This is a genomic window from Castellaniella sp. (assembly GCF_034674885.1).
GTDB lineage: Bacteria > Pseudomonadota > Gammaproteobacteria > Burkholderiales > Burkholderiaceae_B > Castellaniella.
Genome location: NZ_JAUCDS010000020.1, coordinates 26,473 through 46,906, shown reverse-complemented (window position 1 = coordinate 46,906; position 20,434 = coordinate 26,473). Strand labels below are relative to the sequence as shown.

17 protein-coding genes are annotated in these 20,434 nt (G+C 65.8%); 12 read left to right on the top strand and 5 right to left on the bottom strand.

The genetic code is table 11. The annotated features are described in order from the left end of the window. The first annotated feature begins 23 nt into the window (after positions 1 to 23). The 3 genes from pbpC (at position 24) to VDP74_RS11395 (ending at position 4,387) form a co-directional block, all read left to right on the top strand. Positions 24 to 2,288, top strand: coding sequence for a penicillin-binding protein 1C (gene pbpC, locus VDP74_RS11405; RefSeq protein WP_416232981.1), 2,265 nt, complete (start codon positions 24 to 26; stop codon positions 2,286 to 2,288). A gap of 80 nt (positions 2,289 to 2,368) precedes the next feature. Then, the gene (locus tag VDP74_RS11400) at positions 2,369 to 2,953 is read left to right on the top strand and encodes a hypothetical protein (RefSeq protein ID WP_322999754.1); all 585 of its coding nucleotides are present in this window, start codon (positions 2,369 to 2,371) and stop codon (positions 2,951 to 2,953) included. A gap of 141 nt (positions 2,954 to 3,094) precedes the next feature. After that, positions 3,095 to 4,387, top strand: coding sequence for an aspartate carbamoyltransferase (locus VDP74_RS11395; RefSeq protein WP_322999753.1), 1,293 nt, complete (start codon positions 3,095 to 3,097; stop codon positions 4,385 to 4,387). Between the two features lie 49 nt (positions 4,388 to 4,436). Here the strand turns inward: VDP74_RS11395 and VDP74_RS11390 are convergent, their stop codons facing one another. From VDP74_RS11390 to VDP74_RS11375, 4 genes are all read right to left on the bottom strand, one after another. Continuing rightward, on the bottom strand, positions 4,437 to 5,342 hold the full coding sequence (locus VDP74_RS11390; protein WP_322999752.1) for a recombination-associated protein RdgC: 906 nt from the start codon (positions 5,340 to 5,342) through the stop codon (positions 4,437 to 4,439). A 348-nt stretch (positions 5,343 to 5,690) separates the two neighbouring features. After that, the gene (locus VDP74_RS11385; protein ID WP_322999767.1) at positions 5,691 to 7,319 is read right to left on the bottom strand and encodes an MFS transporter; all 1,629 of its coding nucleotides are present in this window, start codon (positions 7,317 to 7,319) and stop codon (positions 5,691 to 5,693) included. 50 nt (positions 7,320 to 7,369) lie between these two features. Further along, positions 7,370 to 8,830: a sensor histidine kinase gene (locus tag VDP74_RS11380; RefSeq protein WP_322999751.1), complete on the bottom strand. Its 1,461-nt coding sequence runs from the start codon at positions 8,828 to 8,830 to the stop codon at positions 7,370 to 7,372. A 9-nt stretch (positions 8,831 to 8,839) separates the two neighbouring features. Then, the gene (locus tag VDP74_RS11375; RefSeq protein WP_322999750.1) at positions 8,840 to 9,541 is read right to left on the bottom strand and encodes a response regulator transcription factor; all 702 of its coding nucleotides are present in this window, start codon (positions 9,539 to 9,541) and stop codon (positions 8,840 to 8,842) included. Between the two features lie 248 nt (positions 9,542 to 9,789). Between VDP74_RS11375 and recA the strand changes: the two genes are divergently transcribed. Then, a complete protein-coding gene (recA, locus tag VDP74_RS11370) occupies positions 9,790 to 10,860 on the top strand; it encodes a recombinase RecA (protein ID WP_322999749.1) in 1,071 nt (356 codons plus the stop codon). Beyond that, positions 10,850 to 11,353 (top strand): recombination regulator RecX, encoded by a 504-nt coding sequence (recX, locus tag VDP74_RS11365; protein ID WP_322999748.1) that lies wholly within the window; start codon positions 10,850 to 10,852, stop codon positions 11,351 to 11,353. The genes recA and recX overlap by 11 nt, the downstream gene beginning before the upstream one ends. 54 nt (positions 11,354 to 11,407) lie before the next feature. Here recX and VDP74_RS11360 read toward each other — a convergent pair whose 3' ends face one another. Further along, positions 11,408 to 12,322, bottom strand: coding sequence for a LysR family transcriptional regulator (locus VDP74_RS11360; RefSeq protein ID WP_322999747.1), 915 nt, complete (start codon positions 12,320 to 12,322; stop codon positions 11,408 to 11,410). A gap of 103 nt (positions 12,323 to 12,425) precedes the next feature. On the opposite strand from VDP74_RS11360, the gene metE reads away from it, so the two are divergent. From metE to VDP74_RS11325, 7 genes are all read left to right on the top strand, one after another. Further along, positions 12,426 to 14,723 carry a 5-methyltetrahydropteroyltriglutamate--homocysteine S-methyltransferase gene (metE, locus tag VDP74_RS11355; RefSeq protein WP_322999746.1) on the top strand — a complete coding sequence of 766 codons (2,298 nt, stop codon included), beginning with the start codon at positions 12,426 to 12,428 and terminating at the stop codon, positions 14,721 to 14,723. 164 nt (positions 14,724 to 14,887) lie between these two features. Continuing rightward, positions 14,888 to 15,448: a DUF2889 domain-containing protein gene (locus tag VDP74_RS11350; protein WP_322999745.1), complete on the top strand. Its 561-nt coding sequence runs from the start codon at positions 14,888 to 14,890 to the stop codon at positions 15,446 to 15,448. A 243-nt stretch (positions 15,449 to 15,691) separates the two neighbouring features. After that, positions 15,692 to 16,852 carry an ADP-forming succinate--CoA ligase subunit beta gene (sucC, locus tag VDP74_RS11345; protein WP_322999744.1) on the top strand — a complete coding sequence of 387 codons (1,161 nt, stop codon included), beginning with the start codon at positions 15,692 to 15,694 and terminating at the stop codon, positions 16,850 to 16,852. Between the two features lie 19 nt (positions 16,853 to 16,871). Continuing rightward, the gene (gene sucD / locus VDP74_RS11340) at positions 16,872 to 17,753 is read left to right on the top strand and encodes a succinate--CoA ligase subunit alpha (RefSeq protein WP_322999743.1); all 882 of its coding nucleotides are present in this window, start codon (positions 16,872 to 16,874) and stop codon (positions 17,751 to 17,753) included. Positions 17,754 to 17,895: 142 nt separating this feature from the next. Further along, positions 17,896 to 18,606 (top strand): TerC family protein, encoded by a 711-nt coding sequence (locus VDP74_RS11335; protein ID WP_322999766.1) that lies wholly within the window; start codon positions 17,896 to 17,898, stop codon positions 18,604 to 18,606. 108 nt (positions 18,607 to 18,714) lie between these two features. Further along, positions 18,715 to 19,647, top strand: a complete 933-nt coding sequence (gene hemC / locus VDP74_RS11330) for a hydroxymethylbilane synthase (protein ID WP_322999742.1) — start codon at positions 18,715 to 18,717, stop codon at positions 19,645 to 19,647. 4 nt (positions 19,648 to 19,651) lie between these two features. After that, a complete protein-coding gene (locus VDP74_RS11325; RefSeq protein ID WP_322999741.1) occupies positions 19,652 to 20,434 on the top strand; it encodes a uroporphyrinogen-III synthase in 783 nt (260 codons plus the stop codon).

The window sequence follows — 20,434 nt, the reverse complement described above, 5'->3', positions numbered from 1 at the left end:
TGCTGGTGGCGGCCCTGTGGCCGATGTCGGCGCCGGCAGGGGATCTCATCGCGCCTGCGGCGGCCCTGCCGGATTACGCGGCCGTGCGCCAGGCCTGGCAGGCGTCGGACGTCCGGGTGCTGGCGGCCGATGGCCGGGAAATCCAGCGTATCCGAACGGATTTTTCCAGCCGGCGCGGGGACTGGGTGCCGCTGCGGGACATTTCCGCTGCCTTGCAGCGGGCCGTGATCCAGTCCGAGGACCGCCGTTTCTACGAGCACGGCGGGGTTGACTGGCTGGCCAGCGCATCGGCGGCCTGGTCGGCTGTGTGGGGGGATGGCCGGCGTGGGGCCTCAACCCTGAGCATGCAGCTGGCGGCCATGCTGGATGCGGATCTACGGCGTGGGCCGGACGGCCGGGGCGTGTGGCAGAAACTCGACCAGATGCAGGCCGCCCGCCAGCTGGAATCGCGCTGGTCCAAGGCGCAGATCCTGGAAGCCTATCTGAATCTGGCCAACTATCGAGGCGAATTGCGCGGCGTCGATGCGGTGTCGCGGGTGATGTTCCAGAAACAGGCCTCGGGGCTGACGCTGCGCGAATCGGCGCTGGCTGCCGTGCTGCTGCGTGGGCCCAATGCGTCGCCGGCGGCCCTGACCCAGCGCAGCTGCGCGGTGCTGCGCGACCTGGGGCGCCCGGATCGCTGCCATGGTTTGCGGGATTTCATCGATCTGTCGCTGTCCCGCGCCCATGCCGCCCGCTTTGAGACGCCGGGCCTGGCGCCGCACTGGGCGCGCCTGTTGATCCGGGGTGGGCAGGCAGTGGATGGCACGGTCCGGTCCACCCTGGATGCCGATCTGCAGGCGCTGGCTGTGCGCTCGGTGCGCCGCCATCTGCGGGACCTGCGGGGCACGGGCGTGACGGATGCGGCCGTGGTGGTGCTGGAGAATCGATCGGGGGCCGTGCGGGCCTATGTGGGGTCGTCCGGGGATCTGTCCGAGGCCGCCGACGTCGATCATGCCCAGGCGCTGCGCCAGGCCGGTTCGACCCTGAAGCCGTTCCTGTACGCCCTGGCGCTGGACGAACGGCGCCTGACGGCTGCATCCCTGCTGGATGACCGGCCGCTGGACCTGGATGGCGGTGGTGGCCTGTACATTCCCGACAATTATGATCACCGCTTCAGCGGCTGGGTCAGCGCGCGCGTGGCGCTGGCGTCCTCCCTGAACATTCCGGCGGTGCGCGCACTGATGATGGTCGGCCCGGACGTACTGGCGCAGCGCCTGACGGCCCTGGGCCTGCCGCTGACGCGAGACGGGGATTATTACGGCTACAGCCTGGCGCTGGGTTCGGCTGATGTGACGCTGTTGTCCCTGAGCAATGCCTATCGGGCACTGGCGCGCGGCGGCAACTATGCGCCGGTGTCCCTTGTCCCGGGGGCTGCGGATGCGCCCGGCGTTAGCCGCGCGGGCCATCGGGCGGCACCGGATCAGGCAGGACGGCCCTTGTTTTCCCCAGGCGCGGCCTGGATCGTCGGCGACATTCTGGCCGACAGGCAGGCGCGTGCCCGCACCTTCGGGCTGGACAGTCCCTTGTCCACCCGCGCCTGGTCGGCGGTCAAGACCGGCACCAGCCGGGACATGCGCGACAACTGGTGCGTGGGCTGGTCGGCCGACTACACCGTGGGCGTCTGGGTAGGCAACAGCGCCGGCGCCAGCATGCGCGAGGTATCCGGCGTCAGCGGGGCAGGGCCGATCTGGCATGATCTGATGAACTGGCTGACGCGGCGCGATGCGGCGCACGCGAGTTCATCGGCGGATCGCGCCATCCCCGCGCCCATGGCTCGCGGTGCAGCGACCGATCCGATGGGCCGGTACGCGGGGCGGCAGATCGGCGCGCCTGCGCAGCCTGCCGCCGTGGTGTCCGAACAGGTGCTTTTTGCCGGTGGCCTGGAGCCGGCTCGCACGGAATACTTTCTGGGCGACACCGCCCAGGCCGTGTTTGCGCCGCCGAGTCAGGATGCCGCAGCAGGCCGCCCCCGGATTGCCGAGCCGGTCGACGGCACCCTGATCGCCCTGGATCCGGACATCCCCTGGGACCGCCAGCGCCTGCGGGTGCGGGCGGTCGATGTGCGGTCGCGTCCGGCGGCCGCTGCCCGCTGGTTTCTGGATGGCAGGGCCTATGGGATCGGAGCGGCGTCGGACTGGACGCCGCAGCCGGGCCGGCATGTCTTCCAGCTGCGGGATGCCGAAGGCCGGGTGCTGGATCAGGCCGAAGTGACGGTGCGCGCCGGCGCCTGGGCATCGGACCGTTGAGGGATCCTGATACGGCGCGTTTACAAGACGGTCGCCAAAATATGTCATCATCGGGGCCTGGAAGCTAGGAGAACCCAATCATGACTACACCGGAAAGCACACGCCGTCTGCCTTGGCACCCCCTGCGGCTGGGGTTGCCGGTGCTGCTGGCATTCGCGCTGTCGGCCTGCCAGACGATGCCGGGTGCCCGCACGGGCGCTCAGGGCGCTTCCACGACGGCGGCAGGAAATCTGGGCACGGCCAAGCCCGCACATGCCGATCCGGTGCGCACGGTGAATCCCAGCCGCGAGGCCAGCGACCTGCGGGTATTCCTGGCCGACACCCGATCGCATCCCGGCTGGACGCCGGTGCCGCTGAAACCGTCGGGGCTGTTGTATGTGCGCACGGACGCCATCATCGGCCGCGACGATCTGATGGGCATCCAGTCGGCCACGGACCAGAATGGCGGCGGTATCCTGGTCCTGGTTCTGAAGGACAGTGGTCTGACCAAGCTGCGGGACGCAACGGCGGCCAATCCCGGGATGCGCCTGGCCCTGGTCGTGGGGCAGATGATGCTGGCGGCGCCGGCCTATGCCTCGCCCATCCGCGAACAGAAATTGGCTTTTGGCGTGGGCTCTGCCCACAACGCGGACGTGGCCGCCCGTTCGGTGGCCGGAGTCCCGTAGCGGCAGCAGGGCCGGTGGAGGCCGGCTGATCATCGGGCCGTGTTGCTTTTTCATCTTTCGCTCGTGGCGAGATGAATTTTCGCTTGCCTTGATATTGTGGATTCGGCGAAAATCTACGCATTGCGTATACAGGAGCCGATCGTGGCCGTTTCTCAGCAAGTTTTCCTGCGCGACGCCATGCGCCGCATGAACCTGACCCGCGACGTGTTTGCGGCCCGCATCGGCGTCAAGCGCCGGGCCCTGGATACCTGGCTGCTGCCGGAAGGATCGCAGGAATCCCGTGCCATGCCGGAAGTCGTGTCGCGCTTCGTGACCGAGATCGTGGAAAACGGCGCGCTGATGGAAAAATATGCGCAAAGCGCGCAGTCCGGCTCGCTGCGTGATCGCATCGCCATCGACAACAAACACCAGCTGCTGTCCGTGGACCAGTTCACGCGGGAATCCGTGGAGGAACTGTGCCGCGTGGCGGACCTGATGCAGCCCATCGCCCGGCGCCAAAAGGTCACGCGGGTGCTGGAAGGCGCCGTGCTGGGCAATCTGTTCTTCGAGGCCAGCACTCGTACCCGGGTCAGTTTCGGCGCGGCGTTCTGCCGGCTGGGCGGTTCGGTCTGCGACACGACCGGCTTCACATTTTCATCCATGGCCAAGGGCGAGTCCATCTACGACACCAGCCGCGTCATGAGCGGCTACGTGGATGCCATGGTGATCCGTCATCCGGAAAAGGGCTCGGTGGCGGAATTCGCCGCCGCCACCAACATTCCGGTGGTCAACGGCGGTGACGGCGCGGGCGAACACCCCAGCCAGGCGCTGCTGGATCTGTACACCATCCTGACGGAATTCTCCCGCCTGGGCAAACTGCTGGACGGCGCCCACATCGTCATGGCGGGCGACCTGAAGTACGGCCGTACGGTGCATTCCCTGATCAAGCTGCTGGCCCTGTACCGGGGGCTGAAGTTCACCCTGGTGTCGCCGCCGGGGCTGGAGATGCCCGACTACCTGCTGGATACCGTCAACAAGAACGGCCATGTGGTCGAGCAGACCCACGACCTGGCCGCCGGCCTCAAGGGCGCGGACGTGGTCTATGCCACGCGGGTGCAAAAGGAACGCTTCAGCGGGGAAAGCCTGGAAGGCTACACGGCGGATTTTCAGGTCAACCGCGCCATCGTCGATGCCTGCTGCGGGCCGGACGTGATCGTCATGCACCCGCTGCCGCGCGACAGCCGCGAAGGCGCCAACGACCTGAGCACCGACCTGAACCACGATCCGCGCTTGGCGATCTTCCGCCAGACCGACAATGGCATCCCGGTGCGCATGGCGATCTTTGCCGTCTTGCTGGGCGTGGAAGGCCTGGTGCAGCATTCACTGCGCGACGTCACCTGGGCGCCGCCGTCCCACATCGGTCCGGACGACAGCGTGTTCCACGGGATGTATTGACGGGCTCGCTGCGGGGGGGACAGCAAACCCCGGGCGCGGCGTCGGGGCCTTATTTCGTGTCCGGGCGCATTCCCCCCAGCGCGGCCACCAGGTCGTCCAGCATGCGGGCCAGCTCACCCGACATCAGGGCGAAGTCGGCCTCGAACTGTTCGGCCTCGTTGGCGGCCTGGGCGTCCTGGTGTTCCTTCAGCACGTCCAGCGGGGCGACGCGTTTGATGTCCAGATTGTCGGTCAGCACGAAGGACACGCGGTCGTTCCAGGTCATGGCCAGGCGCGTGCACTGTTTGCCGGCCTGGATGTGGCGGCGCACTTCCTCGGTGTCGACGGTCTGGCGCACGTAGCGCACGGTGGCGCGCGATTCGCCCGTGGACCGTAGTTCGGTGTCCTGGTCGATGGTGAATCCGGCCGGGGCTTCGTCTTCCGTCAGCCATAGGGTCATGGCGGCGGCAGGCGACATTTCCACGTGCAGGGGCACGATGGGAAAGGGCGTCAGCGTTTTCGCCAGCAGGCCCAGGACCTCGTCGCTGCGAGCAGTCGCGGCGGCGTCGATGGCCACCCAGTGGTTGATCGTGTCGATCCAGACGCGGGTGTCGTGGCCGATGACGAAGGCGCGCGGCAGCAGTTCCATCGTCATCTGTTCCTTGATTTCCTTCATCTGCTTGCGCCCGGGCTTGTAGCCCTGCTGCTCCTCGATCTGCAGGGCGCGGGCGCGGCTGGCCTGGTTGACCACGGTGCTGGGCAGCAGTTTCTTTTCGGTCTGCAGGCGCAGCAGGATCTGGCCGTGCTGGGCATAGGCCAGGCCGCTGTCATCCCGGGGTGGCAGCCAGCCCGACACCTGGCTGTCCTGGCTGCTGCCAGGCTGGAAGGCCAGCGGTTCCAGGGCGGCTTCCAGGTCGGCGGCGCTCAGGGATGCATTGGGAGAGAGACGATAGAGCTTGAGATTCTTGAACCACATGGTCGTGTGCGCAGTGGCCGGCGGGCGGCGGTGAAAAGAGGGCCTTGATTGTACGCGATGCCCTTGCCCTGAATGAGGGCCCCCACGCTGCGCAGGCTGGAGCCTGCTTGCTGCCTCTCCAGGGGGGCGTTTCTTGCCTTGGGGCGTCCCAGCGGCAAAAAAATGGCCCGGTGTTTGGACCGGGCCATGAGAAGCAGTCGTCCGCGCACAAAAAAGGCTCGCGGGGGGTGCAGGGACGACGGAGCATCACGTCTGAACGGGCCCGGGACGCAAGGGGGAACAAGGGACCGGAACCCAACATTGATGCACGTAAAGATTCTAAAGGATGATCCCTGACGACACTCTGAATTACACCGCATCCAGGTCGTTGTGCCGGGTTTCCCGGATGAAAAGCGTACCGACCACCAGCGTCATGGCGCAGATGACGATGGGATACCACAGGCCGTCGTACATATTGCCGGTGGTCGCCACCGTGGCAAAGGCCACTGGCGGCACGAAGCCTCCGAACCAGCCGTTGCCGATGTGATAGGGCACGCTCATGGACGTGTAGCGGATGCGCGTGGGGAACATTTCCACCAGCATGGCGGCGATGGGCCCGTAGACCATGGTGACCTGCAGCACCAGGAAGAACAGCAGCAGGAGCACCATGGCGTAGTTGATCTGCGAGGGGTCTGCGTGGGCGGGGTAGCCATGGCTGCGCACCGCCTGGCGCAGGGTCTGCTGCAGGGTGGCGCCGCGCTGCGCGAATTCCGCGCGCGGCAGCACCGTGCCCTCGAAGGAATCGACGCGCTGGTCGCCGATCAGCGCGTAGGCCACGGTGCCGGCCGCAGCGGCCTGGTTGATGTAATGCACCGAGTGGCTGGCCATGAAGGCCTTCAGCAGATCGCAGGAACTGGTGAACGAGGCGATGCCCACCGGGTTGAACTGCAGCGAACAGTTGCCGGGGTCGGCCACGACGTAGACGGGAGCCTGGCGCTGGGCGCGCTCCAGCGCGGGGTTGGCGTAATGCGTCAGGCCCTTGAAGACCGGGAAATAGCTGAGACAGGCGATCAGGCAGCCGGCCATGATGATGGGCTTGCGGCCGATCCGGTCGGACAGCGCGCCAAAGACCAGGAAAAAGGGGCAGGCCAGCAGCAGCGCCAGGGCGACCAGGATGTTGGCGATGTTGGCCTCGACCCCCAGGGTTTCCGTCAGGAAGTACAGGGCATAGAACTGGCTGGTGTACCAGACGACGGCCTGACCGGCCGTCAGCCCGATCAGGGCCAGCAGGATCAGGCGCAGGTTGCTCCAGCGGCCAAAGGCTTCCTTGATCGGCGCGCGGGAAATCAGGCCTTCGGATTTCATCCGCGTGAAGGCTGGGGATTCGTGCAGGCGCAGGCGGATCCAGACTGAAATCACCAGCAGCAGCACGGAAATCAGGAAGGGCAGGCGCCAGCCCCAGGATTCGAAGGCCTCCTGGCCCAGAGTGGCCCGGGTACCCAGCACCACCACCAGCGACAGGAACATGCCGGTCGTGGCCGTGGTCTGGATCCAGCTGGTGAAAAATCCGCGTCGGTGGTTGGGGGCGTGTTCGGCCACGTAGACGGCCGCGCCGCCGTATTCGCCGCCCAGGGCCAGCCCCTGCAGCAGGCGCAACAACAGCAGGATCATGGGGGCGGCGGTGCCGATCGAGGCCGACGAGGGCAGGACCCCCACCAGAAAGGTGGACAGGCCCATGATCAGGATGGAAACGACAAAGGCGTATTTGCGCCCGACCATGTCGCCCAGGCGGCCAAAGACCAGGGCGCCGAAGGGGCGCACTGCGAAACCGGCGGCAAAGGTCAGCAGGGCGAAGATGAAGCCGGCCGTGGGGTTGAGGCCGGAAAAGAAGTGCTGGGCGATGATGGCGGCCAGCGAACCGTACACGTAGAAGTCATACCATTCGAACACGGTTCCCATGGACGAGGCCAGGATGACCCGGCGTTCTTCGTGGGTCATGGGCCGCCGGGAGTCATCCATGGGATCGGACGTCATGAGGGATGGACGGTTCATGTGCGGGTCCTGGGGACATGATCGCGTGGGAAGGAGACTCGCAGCCGCGTGCCGGCGCTGACCGGGTCGTGATGGTTGCCAGGCGGCAGGAAAGCGATGGTGGCCTGGTGGTGTTCGGCGACCTCGCGGACGATGGCCAGGCCCAGGCCGCTGCCCTCGGCCTCGTGGCCCAGGATCCGGTAGAAGCGATCGAAGACCTGGGATTGTTCTTCGGGGGGGATGCCGGGGCCGGTGTCCTGGACTTCCAGGCAGACCAGGTCGCCATCGGGCAGCGCCCGCACCGTGACCTGGCCACCCGCCGGCGTATACAACAGGGCATTGTCGATCAGGTTGTTCAGCAGTTCGCGGATCATGATGCGGTTGCCGAACACCGGCAGGGGTTCGTCGGGGGATTCGAATCCCAGGTCGATGCTGCGTTGCAGGGCAGCTTGCACCCATTCGCCCGTGCCTTCGGCCGCCAGGGCGTTGAGATCCAGTTGTTCGGTCGTGCGGGATTGATTGGGGTCCAGGGATTCGGCGCGCGCCAGCAGCAGCAGCTGATTGACCAGGCGCGTGGCGCGCTGGGATCCGGTGACCAGTTGCTGCAGGCTGTCGCGCATGTGGGCGGGATCCTGTTCGCGTAGCGCGATTTCACATTGCGTGCGGATGCCGGCCAGTGGTGTCTTCAGCTGGTGGGCGGCATTGGCGACAAAGCGCCGCTGGGATTCGATGGATGCCGACAGGCGCAGCAGCACGTTGTTCATGGCGGCGATCAGCGGCACGATCTCGGCCGGAGCCAGGTCGTCGCGGATGGGGGACAGGTCGCTGGGTTTGCGACGCCGTATGTGTTCCTGCAGCAGGCTCAGGGGTTCCAGGCCCTGCGTCAGGCCCAGTCCGGCCAGCATGGCGGCCAGCGGCAGGATGATCAGTTGCGGGGTCAGCATGCCGGTCAGGATTTCCTGCTGCAGGGTGGCGCGGGCCTCGCCGGGTTCGGCCACAACGGTCAGGAAGCCGGCACCGTCGCGATCACGCCCCCCCCACAGGTAGGCCATGCGGATCGATTGATGGTCCAGTGTGGCGTTGCGGTAGCGGATCTGGTCGATGTCGTAGGTCCAGTTTTCCGGAGTGGGGATGTTGGGGTCGCCGGCGATCAGGTGGCCGTTGGCGTCCAGGATCTGCCAGGTGGTGGGGGTGTCGTCGCCGCCGCCCGCCAGCACGGTGCGGGCGGAGTCGGACAGGGTGACGCCGTTGGCCAGGCGCTGCTGCTCGACTTCGAGGCGCAGCAGTCGCAGGTGGCTGGACAGGGTGCGGTCGTACGGCGAATTGGCGATGTTCAGGGAAATGAAGTACGTGATCACGATGCCGATGGACCACAGCACGAACAGCGGCACGATCATCCACAGCAGGATACGGCCCAGCAGCGTGGCGTGGCGCCGCCGGCGGGGTCGCGCATGATCGGGACGCGGATCCGCGAACATGGGCGGGCGTCAGCCGATGGTGGCCGCGTCGGCCGATTGGCTGCGGTTCTCGGGTTCCAGGCAGTATCCCAGGCCGCGCACCGTGAGGATGCGGATGTCGGCGGGTTCGATTTTCTTGCGCAGCCGGTGGATGTAGACTTCGATGGCGTTGGTGGTGACTTCTTCGCCCCATTCGCACAGCAGGTCGACCAGTTGGTGTTTGCTGATCATGCGGCCACTGCGCGACAGAAAGATTTCCAGCAGGCTGGTCTCGCGGGCCGACAGTTCGACTGGCGCGTCGTCGATGGTGGCCACCCGGCCATTCAGGTCGAAGGCCAGGCGGCCGTGATGCAGCACGGATGCGCGCGCGCCGCCGTGGCGGCGGATCAGGGCGCGCACGCGGGCTTCGAGTTCGCTGAGCGCAAAGGGTTTCGACATGTAGTCGTCGGCGCCCAGGTCCAGGCCTTCGACGCGCTGTTCGACGGAATCGGCAGCGGTCAGGATCAGGACGGGCAGGGGCGTGCCGCGCTGGCGCAATTTGCGCAGCACCGACAGGCCGCTCATTCGGGGCAGGCCCAGGTCCAGGATCAGCAGGTCGAAGGTCTGCAGCTGCAGGGCGGAATCTGCGCTGGACCCGTCGTGGACCACGTCCACGGCATAGCCGTCGTAGCGCAGTGATCGGGACAGCCCGTCCGCGAGAATACTGTCGTCCTCGGCAATCAGGATACGCATGGCGGGAATGACATCCAGGGGGAACGGAGATGGGGCGGCAAGAATCGCTCGTCGCCCGGATGCGTTGGATTGTCGCATGGCCGTATCGGAGCGTCATTTAGGGTTAACGATGCAGCGGGACAGAGGGCAGAGGCGGCGGCACGGCGGGCGCCTGGATGCATTTGTCATAACTGGGCTTTTATACAGTACAATTTAATGCCATAATTTCCCTCATGTCATCTTCAGCATTCAGCAAAAGGAAACCCTCCATGGACGAACGCACCGGCAAGGCCAACCCCGAACGCGCCAAAGCGCTGGCCGCCGCGCTGTCGCAGATCGAAAAGCAATTCGGCAAAGGCTCGATCATGCGCTACGGCGACAACCAGGTCGAACACGACATCCAGGTCGTGTCCACCGGTTCGCTGGGGCTGGACATCGCCCTGGGGGTCGGCGGGCTGCCGCGCGGCCGGGTGGTCGAAGTCTACGGCCCGGAATCTTCCGGCAAGACCACGCTCACTTTGCAGGTCATCGCCGAAATGCAGAAAATCGGTGGCACCTGCGCCTTCGTCGATGCCGAACACGCGCTCGACGTGCAGTACGCCGCCCGCCTGGGGGTCAGCCTGGAAGACCTGCTCATCTCCCAGCCGGACACTGGTGAACAGGCCCTGGAAATCACCGACGCGCTGGTGCGTTCCGGCTCGGTCGACCTGATCGTCATCGACTCGGTCGCCGCCCTGGTGCCAAAGGCCGAAATCGAAGGCGACATGGGCGATTCCCTGCCGGGCCTGCAGGCCCGTCTCATGAGCCAGGCCCTGCGTAAATTGACCGCCACGATCAAACGCGCCAATTGCATGGTGATCTTCATCAACCAGATCCGCATGAAAATCGGCGTCATGTTCGGCAATCCCGAAACCACCACGGGCGGCAATGCGCTGAAATTCTATTCTTCCGTGCGCCTGGACATCCGTCGCATCGGCTCCATCAAAAAAGGCGACGAAGTCGTGGGCAACGAGACCCGCGTGAAAGTCGTCAAAAACAAGGTCGCGCCTCCGTTCAAACAGGTGGAATTCGACATCATGTACGGCACCGGCATTTCACGCGAAGGCGAAATCATCGACCTGGGCGTGCAGGCGGGCATCGTCGACAAGGCCGGGGCCTGGTACAGCTATAACGGCGACCGCATCGGCCAGGGCAAGGACAACGTCCGCGACTACCTCAAAGAACGCCCCGAACTGGCCTTCGAAATCGAAAATCGGGTGCGTGAACAGCTGGGGGTCGCGCTGCGGGCTGCGCCCGCCGGCGGCGCCGTAGCGGCGACCGCCCCTGCGGATGGCGAATGATGCGTCACGGCGCGGCCCCAGCCTGAAGGCGCGGGCCGTCGCCTACCTGTCCAGGCGGGAACATTCCCGCCTGGAACTGCAGCGCAAACTATCCGCCTACAGCGACGATCCGGCCGAAATCGAATCCGTCCTGGACGATCTGCAGCGCAGCCACTGGCAGTCCGATCAGCGCTATGCCCAGGCCTATGCCCACCGTACGGCAGGCCGGCAGGGCGCGCAGCGCATCCTGGGCACCCTGCGCCAGCAGGGGGTCGCCGACGATCAGCTGGACGGCTTGCAGCACAGCCTGCGTGAAACCGAACCGGAACGCGCCCTGGCCGTCTGGCAGCGGAAATTTTCCGCACCGCCCCGGGATGCCCGCGACTACGCCCGGCAGTATCGTTTTCTGGCGGGGCGCGGATTTTCCAGCGATGCGATCCGGCGCGTGCTGTCCGACCGCGACCGCGCCGACGATCCGGGCGATCAGGAATCCAGCGACGATGTCTCGGACTGATCCGGGGGCGCCCATCTGCGTGCGGATGCCTGGGCGGGCGGCGGTTCGGGCGGCTCAGTCTGCGCGGCGGATGCCCGGCAGCGTCTCGAAACATGTGCGCTGCGCCTGCTCCAGAAACGCCTGCATATAGGCCGTATCGGCGTCTTCGGCGCGGATGCCTGCTTGCAGGGTGCGCCAGATGCCGTCGTCCAGTCGGCAGATGTGCAGGCCGGGCAGATTGCGATATTCATCCAACGCCCAGCTGGGCAGGGCCGCCACGCCCCGTCCGCTGGCCACCAGTTGCACGATCATCGGGGTCAGTTCCGCCGTGCGGATCCCTGCGGGCTCGATGCCGGCCGGGTCCAGGAACACCGTGAAGACATCCAGCCGGCTGCGATCCACCGGGTAAGTGATCAGGACCTGGTCGCGCAGGTCTTCGGCCTCGATCCGACGAGCCGAGCCCAGGGGCCCCTGGCTGGAAACCGCCAGCACCAGTTCGTAGGAGAACAGCGGGGTGTAGCGAACGCCATCCAGCGTTTCCGGATCGGACGTGATCACCACGTCCAGATCGCCCCGGCCCAGGGCCGGCAGGGGCGCGAAGGAAAAGGCGGCGGACAGGTCCAGGGAAACCTCCGGCCAGTCCTTGCGGAAGGCGTCCAGGGTGGGCATCAGCCATTGAAAGCATGAATGGCAGTCGATGGCTACGTGCAGCCGCCCGGCCCGGCCGGCCGAAAGGCGGCGCAGTTCCAGTTCCGTCGCCCGGATGCGCGGCAGCACGTCTTCGGCCAGGGCCACCAGGCGCAGGCCCGCCGTGGTCAGCCGGGCAGGACGTGTGCGCCGGTTCAACAGCGGGGTCTTCAGGCGCACCTCCAGGTCGCGCAACTGGTGTGACAGGGCGGACTGCGTCAGATGCAGACGTTCGGCTGCCTCCTGCAGGCTGCCACCGTCCCGGATGGCCAGCAGGGTTTCCAGGTGTCTGACCTCTATCATGAATTTTCCTCATGTTATGCGTGCGGGATTTGATTTTTTATTTAGATCTTCCCCATGCACAATACCATTCATTGAATATTTTTAATGTTATCAGGGATTGATCATGACGGTTATTCATGCTTTGGGTTTTCCGCGCATCGGCGCCGCCCGTGAACTGAAACGGGCTCAGGAAGCCTATTGGGCCGGCAAAGCCGATCAGGCCAGCCTTCTGGAAACCGGTCGTGAATTGCGCGTCCGTCACTGGGCGGTGCAGGCCCAGGCCGGCCTGCAGTGGGTGCCAGTCGGCGATTTCGCCTGGTACGACCAGATCCTGGAATGGACCACATTGCTGGGGGCCGTCCCGGCCCGTTTCGGCCAGGCGGACGGCGCGCCGGTCGAGCTGGACACGCTGTTTCGCATGGCGCGCGGCCGGGCGCCGTCCGGCACGCCGGCGGCCGCTTGTGAAATGACCAAATGGTTCGATACCAATTACCACTACATCGTGCCGGAACTGCATCCGGGCCAGACCTACCGGATCGCACGGGAATCCCTGTTCGAGCAGGTTGCCGAAGCGCAGGCGCTGGGCCATCGCGCTCGCCCCGTGATTCCGGGACCGCTGACCTGGCTGTGGCTGGGCAAGGGCGATGCCTTCGTGCAGGGCGCGTCGGATGAGGGCAAGCTGGCCTTGCTGGCAGGCCTGCTGCCGGTCTATGAACAGGTACTGCAGCGCCTGGCCGCCCAGGGGGTGGACTGGGTGCAGATCGACGAACCGATCCTGGTGCTGGATCTGCCCCTGGCCTGGCAACAGGCTTTCGCGAACGTCTATGCCCGCCTGGCAAAGCAGGGGCCCAAGGTCCTGCTGGCCACGTATTTCGGGGGCCTGGGCAACAATCTGGACATTGCATGCGCCTTGCCCGTGCAGGGCCTGCACGTGGATCTGGTCCGGGCACCGGGCCAGCTGGATGCGGTGCTGTCGGGGTTGCGGGGCGATCAGGTGCTGTCGCTGGGCGTCATCGACGGGCGCAACGTCTGGCGCGCCGATCTGGATGGGATCCATGCCCGGATCAAGGCGGCCGCTGCCCAGTTGAAAGATCGCCTGTGGCTCGCGCCATCATGCTCTTTATTGCATACCCCCATCGATCTGTCCCTGGAAACCGGCCTGGACGCGGAGCTGCGCAGCTGGTTGTCCTTTGCCGTGCAGAAGCTGGATGAACTGCACCTGTTGCAGGCCCTGGTGGACGGCAAGACCGGCTCCCAGGAACAGCAGGCTCTGGAGGCCGCTCGCCAGGCCGTGCGCAGCCGCGCCGCGTCAGGCCGCATCCACCGGCAGGACGTGGCTGCCCGGCTGGCGGCGTGCGCCGCCATCAGCCGCAGGCGCACACCGTTTGCGCAGCGTATTCGCAGCCAGCAGCAGCGCCTGGGGCTGCCGGCCTTCCCGACGACGACCATCGGCTCCTTCCCCCAGACCCCTGATATCCGGGCCCTGCGTCGCGACTGGCGCGCAGGCACCCTGGGCGATGCCGCCTACGAAAAAGCCATCCGCGCAGAGATCGAGCGCGTTGTCCGCTTCCAGGAAGAGATCGGCCTGGACGTGCTGGTGCACGGCGAACCTGAACGCAACGACATGGTGGAATATTTCGGCGAACTGCTGGCCGGCTTTGCCTTCACCGCGTATGGCTGGGTGCAGAGCTACGGCTCGCGCTGCGTCAAGCCGCCGCTGATCTATGGCGACGTGGCCCGTCTGGCGCCAATGACGGTCGCCTGGTCGTCCTATGCGCAATCCCTGACTGACAAGCCGGTCAAGGGCATGCTGACCGGGCCGGTGACGATCCTGCAGTGGTCCTTCGTGCGCGATGACCAGCCGCGCGAACAGACCTGCCGGCAGATCGCCCTGGCCTTGCGCGACGAGGTTCTGGACCTGGAAAAGGCCGGAATCACCGTGATCCAGATTGACGAGCCGGCTTTCCGCGAGGGCCTGCCGCTGCGTCGGGGCGACTGGACTGCCTATCTGAACTGGGCCGTGGACAGTTTTCGCCTGTCCACCAGCGGGGTGCGCGACGACACGCAGATCCACACCCACATGTGCTATTCCGAATTCAACGACATCATCCAGGCGATCGCCGCGATGGATGCGGACGTGATCACCATCGAGACCTCGCGCTCGAACATGGAACTGCTGGGCGCGTTCGAGGATTTCTCCTATCCCAACGACATCGGCCCGGGGGTGTACGACATCCATTCGCCCAATGTGCCCGAGGAATCCTGGATGGTGGACCTGATGCGCAAGGCCGCCCAGCGCCTGCCGGCCGAACGGCTGTGGGTCAACCCGGACTGCGGCCTGAAGACCCGCGCCTGGCCGGAAACCCGCGCCGCGTTGGAATCCATGGTGCATGCGGCCAGGACGCTGCGCCGGGCGGCCTGATCGCCGCGCGTTGCGATGGACCGGATGTGCGCCGCGTTCGGGGTGGGGCGCATGTCCGGGACCCCTGTGGTGGCCTCTGGGGCGGGGCCCATAAGCAAATACTGATGCACGGTATAATCGAAAGGTTAAACAGATTCTGGCTTGTCTTAGCCTTTTGTATCCCCATGCCCTTGTCCGCCCCGGCGAGTCCCCGTCAACCCTTGCATACGCGATCCATTCGCGTGCAGTCCTATGCGCGGGAAGACGGCCTGTGGGATCTGGATGCCGAACTCGTCGACACCAAGGCCTACGACTTTCCCGTGCAGGGCGGGCGCACCCACGAGGCGGGCGCCCCGGTCCATCACATGCACCTGCGCGTCACCATCGATGACCAGTTCACCATCACGGATGCGCAGGTCGCCTACGATGCGGCGCCTTATGGCGAATTCTGCAGCGCCATCGCTCCCGACTACCGACACCTGATCGGCCTGAATCTGCTCAAGCAGTTTCGCAAGCACGTGCGGGAGCGCTTTGGCCGCACGGCCGGCTGCACGCACGTCACCGAACTTACCAACGTTCTGCCCACGGCGGCCGTCCAGACCATGGCGGGCCGGCGACGGGAGAATCCAGACGGCCAGCGCCCCTTCCAGCTGGACGGCTGTCACGCGCTTCGGGTGGATGGACCGGTGGTGCGAGAGCACTACGCGCCCTGGTATGTTTCTCCGGATTCGCATCATGAAGGGTAGGGACTCTCTGCACCGGTCGGCGCGTCGCATGCATCTGCTGCTTCGGGCCGCCTGCTACGTTGCAAATCCTCGCGATAGCAATTGCTATCGCTGCGGTTCGCGCCTTGCATTCGGCCCAAATCCGCAGCGCCTGCTTTCCGCTCGACCGGTTCAGAGAATCCCTGGACTTCCGGGCCTGGCCCAGGCCTGCGGCTCGAAGCGGCCCGCGGGTGGTTTTCTTTTTTCTTCACAGACAGGTAACTCATGAAAATTCACGAATATCAAGGCAAGGAATTGCTGAAGAAGTTTGGCGTGACTGTCCCGCGCGGCATCCCCGCGTTCTCGGTCGAGGAGGCCGTGGCGGCAGCCGAAAAACTGGGGGGTCCTGTCTGGGTCGTCAAGGCGCAGATCCACGCCGGCGGCCGCGGCAAGGGCGGCGGCGTGAAGGTCGCCAAGTCGCTGGACGAAGTCAGGACGCTGGCCGGCCAGATCCTGGGCATGCAGCTGGTCACGCACCAGACCGGCCCCGAAGGCCAGAAAGTGCGCCGCCTGTACATCGAAGACGGCGCCGACATCCAGAAGGAATACTACCTGTCCGTCGTGACCGACCGCGCCACGCAGAAAGTGGCCTTCATCGCTTCCAGCGAAGGCGGCATGGACATCGAGGAAGTCGCCCATTCTTCCCCCGAAAAAATCATCACCATCCAGATCGACCCCCTGAAGGGTTTCACCCAGGCTGACGGCGACACGCTGGCCAAGGGCGTGGGCATGCCGGCCGATTCCGTGGCCCAGTTCATCGACGTGTGCCAGAAGCTCTATACCTGCTACATGGAAACCGATGCGTCGCTGGTTGAAATCAACCCCCTGAATCGCGATGGCAAGGGCAACATCATCGCCCTGGACGCGAAGTTCAACTTCGACTCCAATGCGCTGTTCCGTCACCCCGAGATCGTCGAATACCGCGACCTCGACGAGGAAGATCCCGCCGAGATCGAAGCCAGCAAGTTCGACCTGGCCTACATCCAGCTCGACGGCAATATCGGCTGCCTGGTCAACGGCGCAGGCCTGGCCATGGCCACCATGGACACGATCAAGCTGTTCGGCGGCGAGCCGGCCAACTTCCTGGACGTGGGCGGCGGCGCCACGGCGGAAAAGGTCACCGAAGCCTTCAAGATCATGTTGAAGAACAAGGGCGTCAAGGCCATCCTGGTCAACATCTTCGGCGGCATCATGCGCTGCGACGTGATCGCCGAAGGCGTCATCGCCGCCTGCAAGGCCGTGAACCTCAGCGTGCCGCTGGTGGTGCGCATGAAGGGCACCAACGAAGAACAGGGCAAGAAGATGCTGGCGGCCTCGGGCCTGCCCATCATCAGCGCCGATACCATGGCCGAAGCCGCGACCGCCGCCGTCGCCGCCGCGAAATAAGCACCACAGGGAATAGAACATGTCGATTCTGATCAACAAGGACACCAAGGTCATCACCCAGGGGATCACCGGCAAGACCGGTCAGTTCCATACCCGCATGTGCCGTGAATACGCCAACGGCAAGGCGGCGTTCGTCGCCGGGGTGCATCCGAAAAAGGCCGGCCAGGACTTCGAAGGCGTGCCCATCTACGCTTCCGTGAAGGACGCCAAATCGGCCACGGGCGCGACCGTCTCCGTCATCTACGTGCCGCCCGCAGGCGCTGCGGCCGCCATCTGGGAAGCCGTCGAAGCCGACCTGGATCTGGCGATCTGCATCACCGAAGGCATCCCCGTGCGTGACATGCTGGAAGTGCGCAACCGCATGCGCGCCGAAAATCGCAAGACCCTGCTGCTGGGCCCCAATTGCCCGGGCCTGATCACGCCAGACGAAATCAAGATCGGCATCATGCCGGGTCACATCCACCGCAAGGGCCGCATCGGCATCGTCAGCCGCTCCGGCACGCTGACCTACGAAGCCGTGGCCCAAGTCACGGAACTCGGCCTTGGCCAGTCCAGCGCCGTGGGGATCGGTGGCGACCCGATCAACGGGCTGAAGCACATCGACGTGCTGCAGATGTTCAATGACGATCCGGACACGGATGCCGTCATCATGATCGGCGAGATCGGCGGCCCCGACGAGGTCAATGCCGCTCAGTGGGCCAAGGACAACATGAAAAAGCCCGTGGTCGGCTTCATCGCAGGCGTCACCGCCCCGGCGGGCAAGCGCATGGGCCACGCCGGCGCCCTGATTTCGGGCGGCGCCGACACGGCCGACGCCAAGCTGGAAATCATGGAAGCCTGCGGCATCCGCACGACGCGCAATCCTTCGGAAATGGGCAAGCTGCTCAAAACCGTGCTGTAATGATTGTGTATTGACGAGGCGCCGGGCATGCCCGGCCCTCGCATCGGAAAGGCCCGCCCGGCGGGCCTTTTTCACGGGCATATCATCCCCATCGGGGGGGATGCAGCCCGTTCATGGATTTGGAAAATAGGACACGGACATGCTGCTGGCTTGGCTGGAGCAACTGCATTGGGGGGCGGTGCTGCAGATCGTCCTGATCGACATCCTGCTGGGGGGCGACAATGCCGTCGTGATCGCCCTGGCGTGCCGCAAACTGGAACGCCGGCGCCGACTGCAGGGCATCCTGTGGGGGACGGCCGGGGCCATCGTGCTGCGGGTCACCCTGATCGCGTTTGCCCTGGCCTTGCTGGCCGTGCCGTACCTGAAGATCGTAGGCGCCGTCCTGCTGCTGTGGATCGGCATCAAGCTGATGCAGCCCGATGGCGATGCCCATGACTCGGTGACCGGGGCGACCTCCGTCTGGTCCGCCGTGCGCACCATCATTGTGGCGGATTTCATCATGAGCCTGGATAATGTCGTGGCCATCGCCGCCGCCGCCCAGAACACCATTGCGGATCATCAGATTCTGTACGTGGCCTTCGGCCTGCTGCTCAGCGTGCCCATCATCATCTGGGGCAGCACCCTGGTGCTGAAGCTCATTGATCGCTTCCCCTTGCTGGTCACGTTCGGGGCGGGGCTGCTGGGCTGGATCGCCGGAGGCATGCTGGTCACGGACATCGCCCTGGACCCCTGGCTGGGCCAGACAGACGTTCCGGTCCGGCTGATCGCGGAGATCGCGGGTGCGGCGCTGGTGGTGGCCGTGGGTCTGTGGTGGTCGCGGCGTCATACGGCCCAGACACAGACACAGGAATAGGGATCGCTTGCCCATGAAATTGAAACGCCCCTCTTTGCTTCAGGTTCTGCTGGCGCTGGCCGTCATCGGCCTGCTGGCCCGTTTGCTGCTTTCCAGGATAACGCTGTAATGACTTCATCCCCTGAAAAACTCGTGATTGCCACCCGAGCCAGCCGCCTGGCCCTGTGGCAGGCCCATCATGTGCGAGACCGCCTGCGCCGGCTGTATCCGGCCTGCAGCGTGGAACTGCTGGAAATGACCACGCGCGGCGATCAGATCCTGGATCGCACCTTGTCCAAGGTCGGCGGCAAGGGGCTGTTCGTCAAGGAACTGGAAACCGCGCTGCTGGATGGCCGCGCGGACCTGGCCGTGCATTCCCTGAAGGACGTGCCTGTCGACCTGCATGATCCCTTCACCCTGGCTGCGATCCTGGATCGGGCCGACCCTTGCGATGCGCTGGTATCCAATACTGCCGACAGCCTGGACGACCTGCCGGCCGGTGCCGTCGTAGGGACCTCCAGCCTGCGCCGCGAGGCGCAATTGCGGGCCCGCTACCCCGAACTGGTGGTCAAGCCCTTGCGCGGCAATCTGGACACGCGGCTGTCCAAACTCGACCGGGGCGACTATGCCGCCATCGTGCTGGCCGCAGCCGGCCTGCAGCGCCTGGGCCTGGGGGATCGGATCCGCGCCGTGCTGCCGGTGGATCTCAGCCTGCCGGCGGCCGGGCAGGGGGCCCTGGGCATCGAGACCCTGGCGGATCGCGCCGACCTGCGCACCTGGCTGGAGCCGCTGGCCAGCCGCGATGCGACTGCCTGCACCCTGGCAGAACGCGCTGTGTCCCGTGCTTTGGGGGGATCTTGCCAGGTGCCGTTGGCCGCGTATGCCGTGCTGCAGCCCGACGGCCTGTGGCTGCGGGCGCTGGTTGCCGAACCGGACGGCAGCCGGGTGCTGCGGGCGCAGGCGCGCGGCGATGCTGCCCAGGCAGAATCCCTGGGCGCCGCTGTGGCGCAGGAACTGTTCGGCCAGGGCGCCAGCGATATCCTGACCCGCCTGTCCGCCTGATCTCATGGATGATCGGCCGTCCGCCGCGCAGGTGCTGCTGACACGTCCGCAAGGACGCAACGAAGCACTCGCGCAAGCGCTGCGCGACACCGGACTGACTGTGATGGTGGCCCCCGCGCTGGCCGTCGAGTGGCTGGATACGCCACGCCCGCCTGCCTGCCCCGGGGATCTGTTCATTTTCGTCAGCCGCCAGGCCGTGGACGCCTATTTCTCGGCCCAGCCTGTGCCCTGGCCGCCCGGCGCCTGGGCCGGGGCCGTGGGCGCGGCGACTGCCCAGGCATTGCAGGCGCACGTGCCGCCGGCCCGGATCCTGGCGCCTGCCGATGGCCTGCCGCCCGATTCGGAATCCCTGCTGGCAACCATCCAGGCCCAGGCGCTGCCGGTGGGACGAGTCCGCATTCTCCGGGCAGAGCACGGCCGGGACTGGCTGGCGGATCAATTGCGTCAATTGGGGTGGCAGGTCGATATCCACGCCCTGTACCGGCGTGACCCCTGCGTCTGGAATGCGGTGGCCTGCGCGCGCCTGGCAAGCCCAGAACCGCTGGTGCTGTTGCTGACCAGCCTGGAGGCCCTGTCGGCCATCGAGTCCAGTCTGGAGGCCCGCCGGCTGGACTGGCCGCCGGTCCTGCACGCCGTCACGCTGCACGAACGCATCGCGCGCCGTTTACAATACCGGTACGCTGACCGGCCGGATGGGGTGTTGCACGTCACGCTCAGCAGTCCCGATGGGGCTGCCTTGTTTCAGGCTATAGTGGCAGCATCCCGACAGCTTCCCCGAAGGACCTGA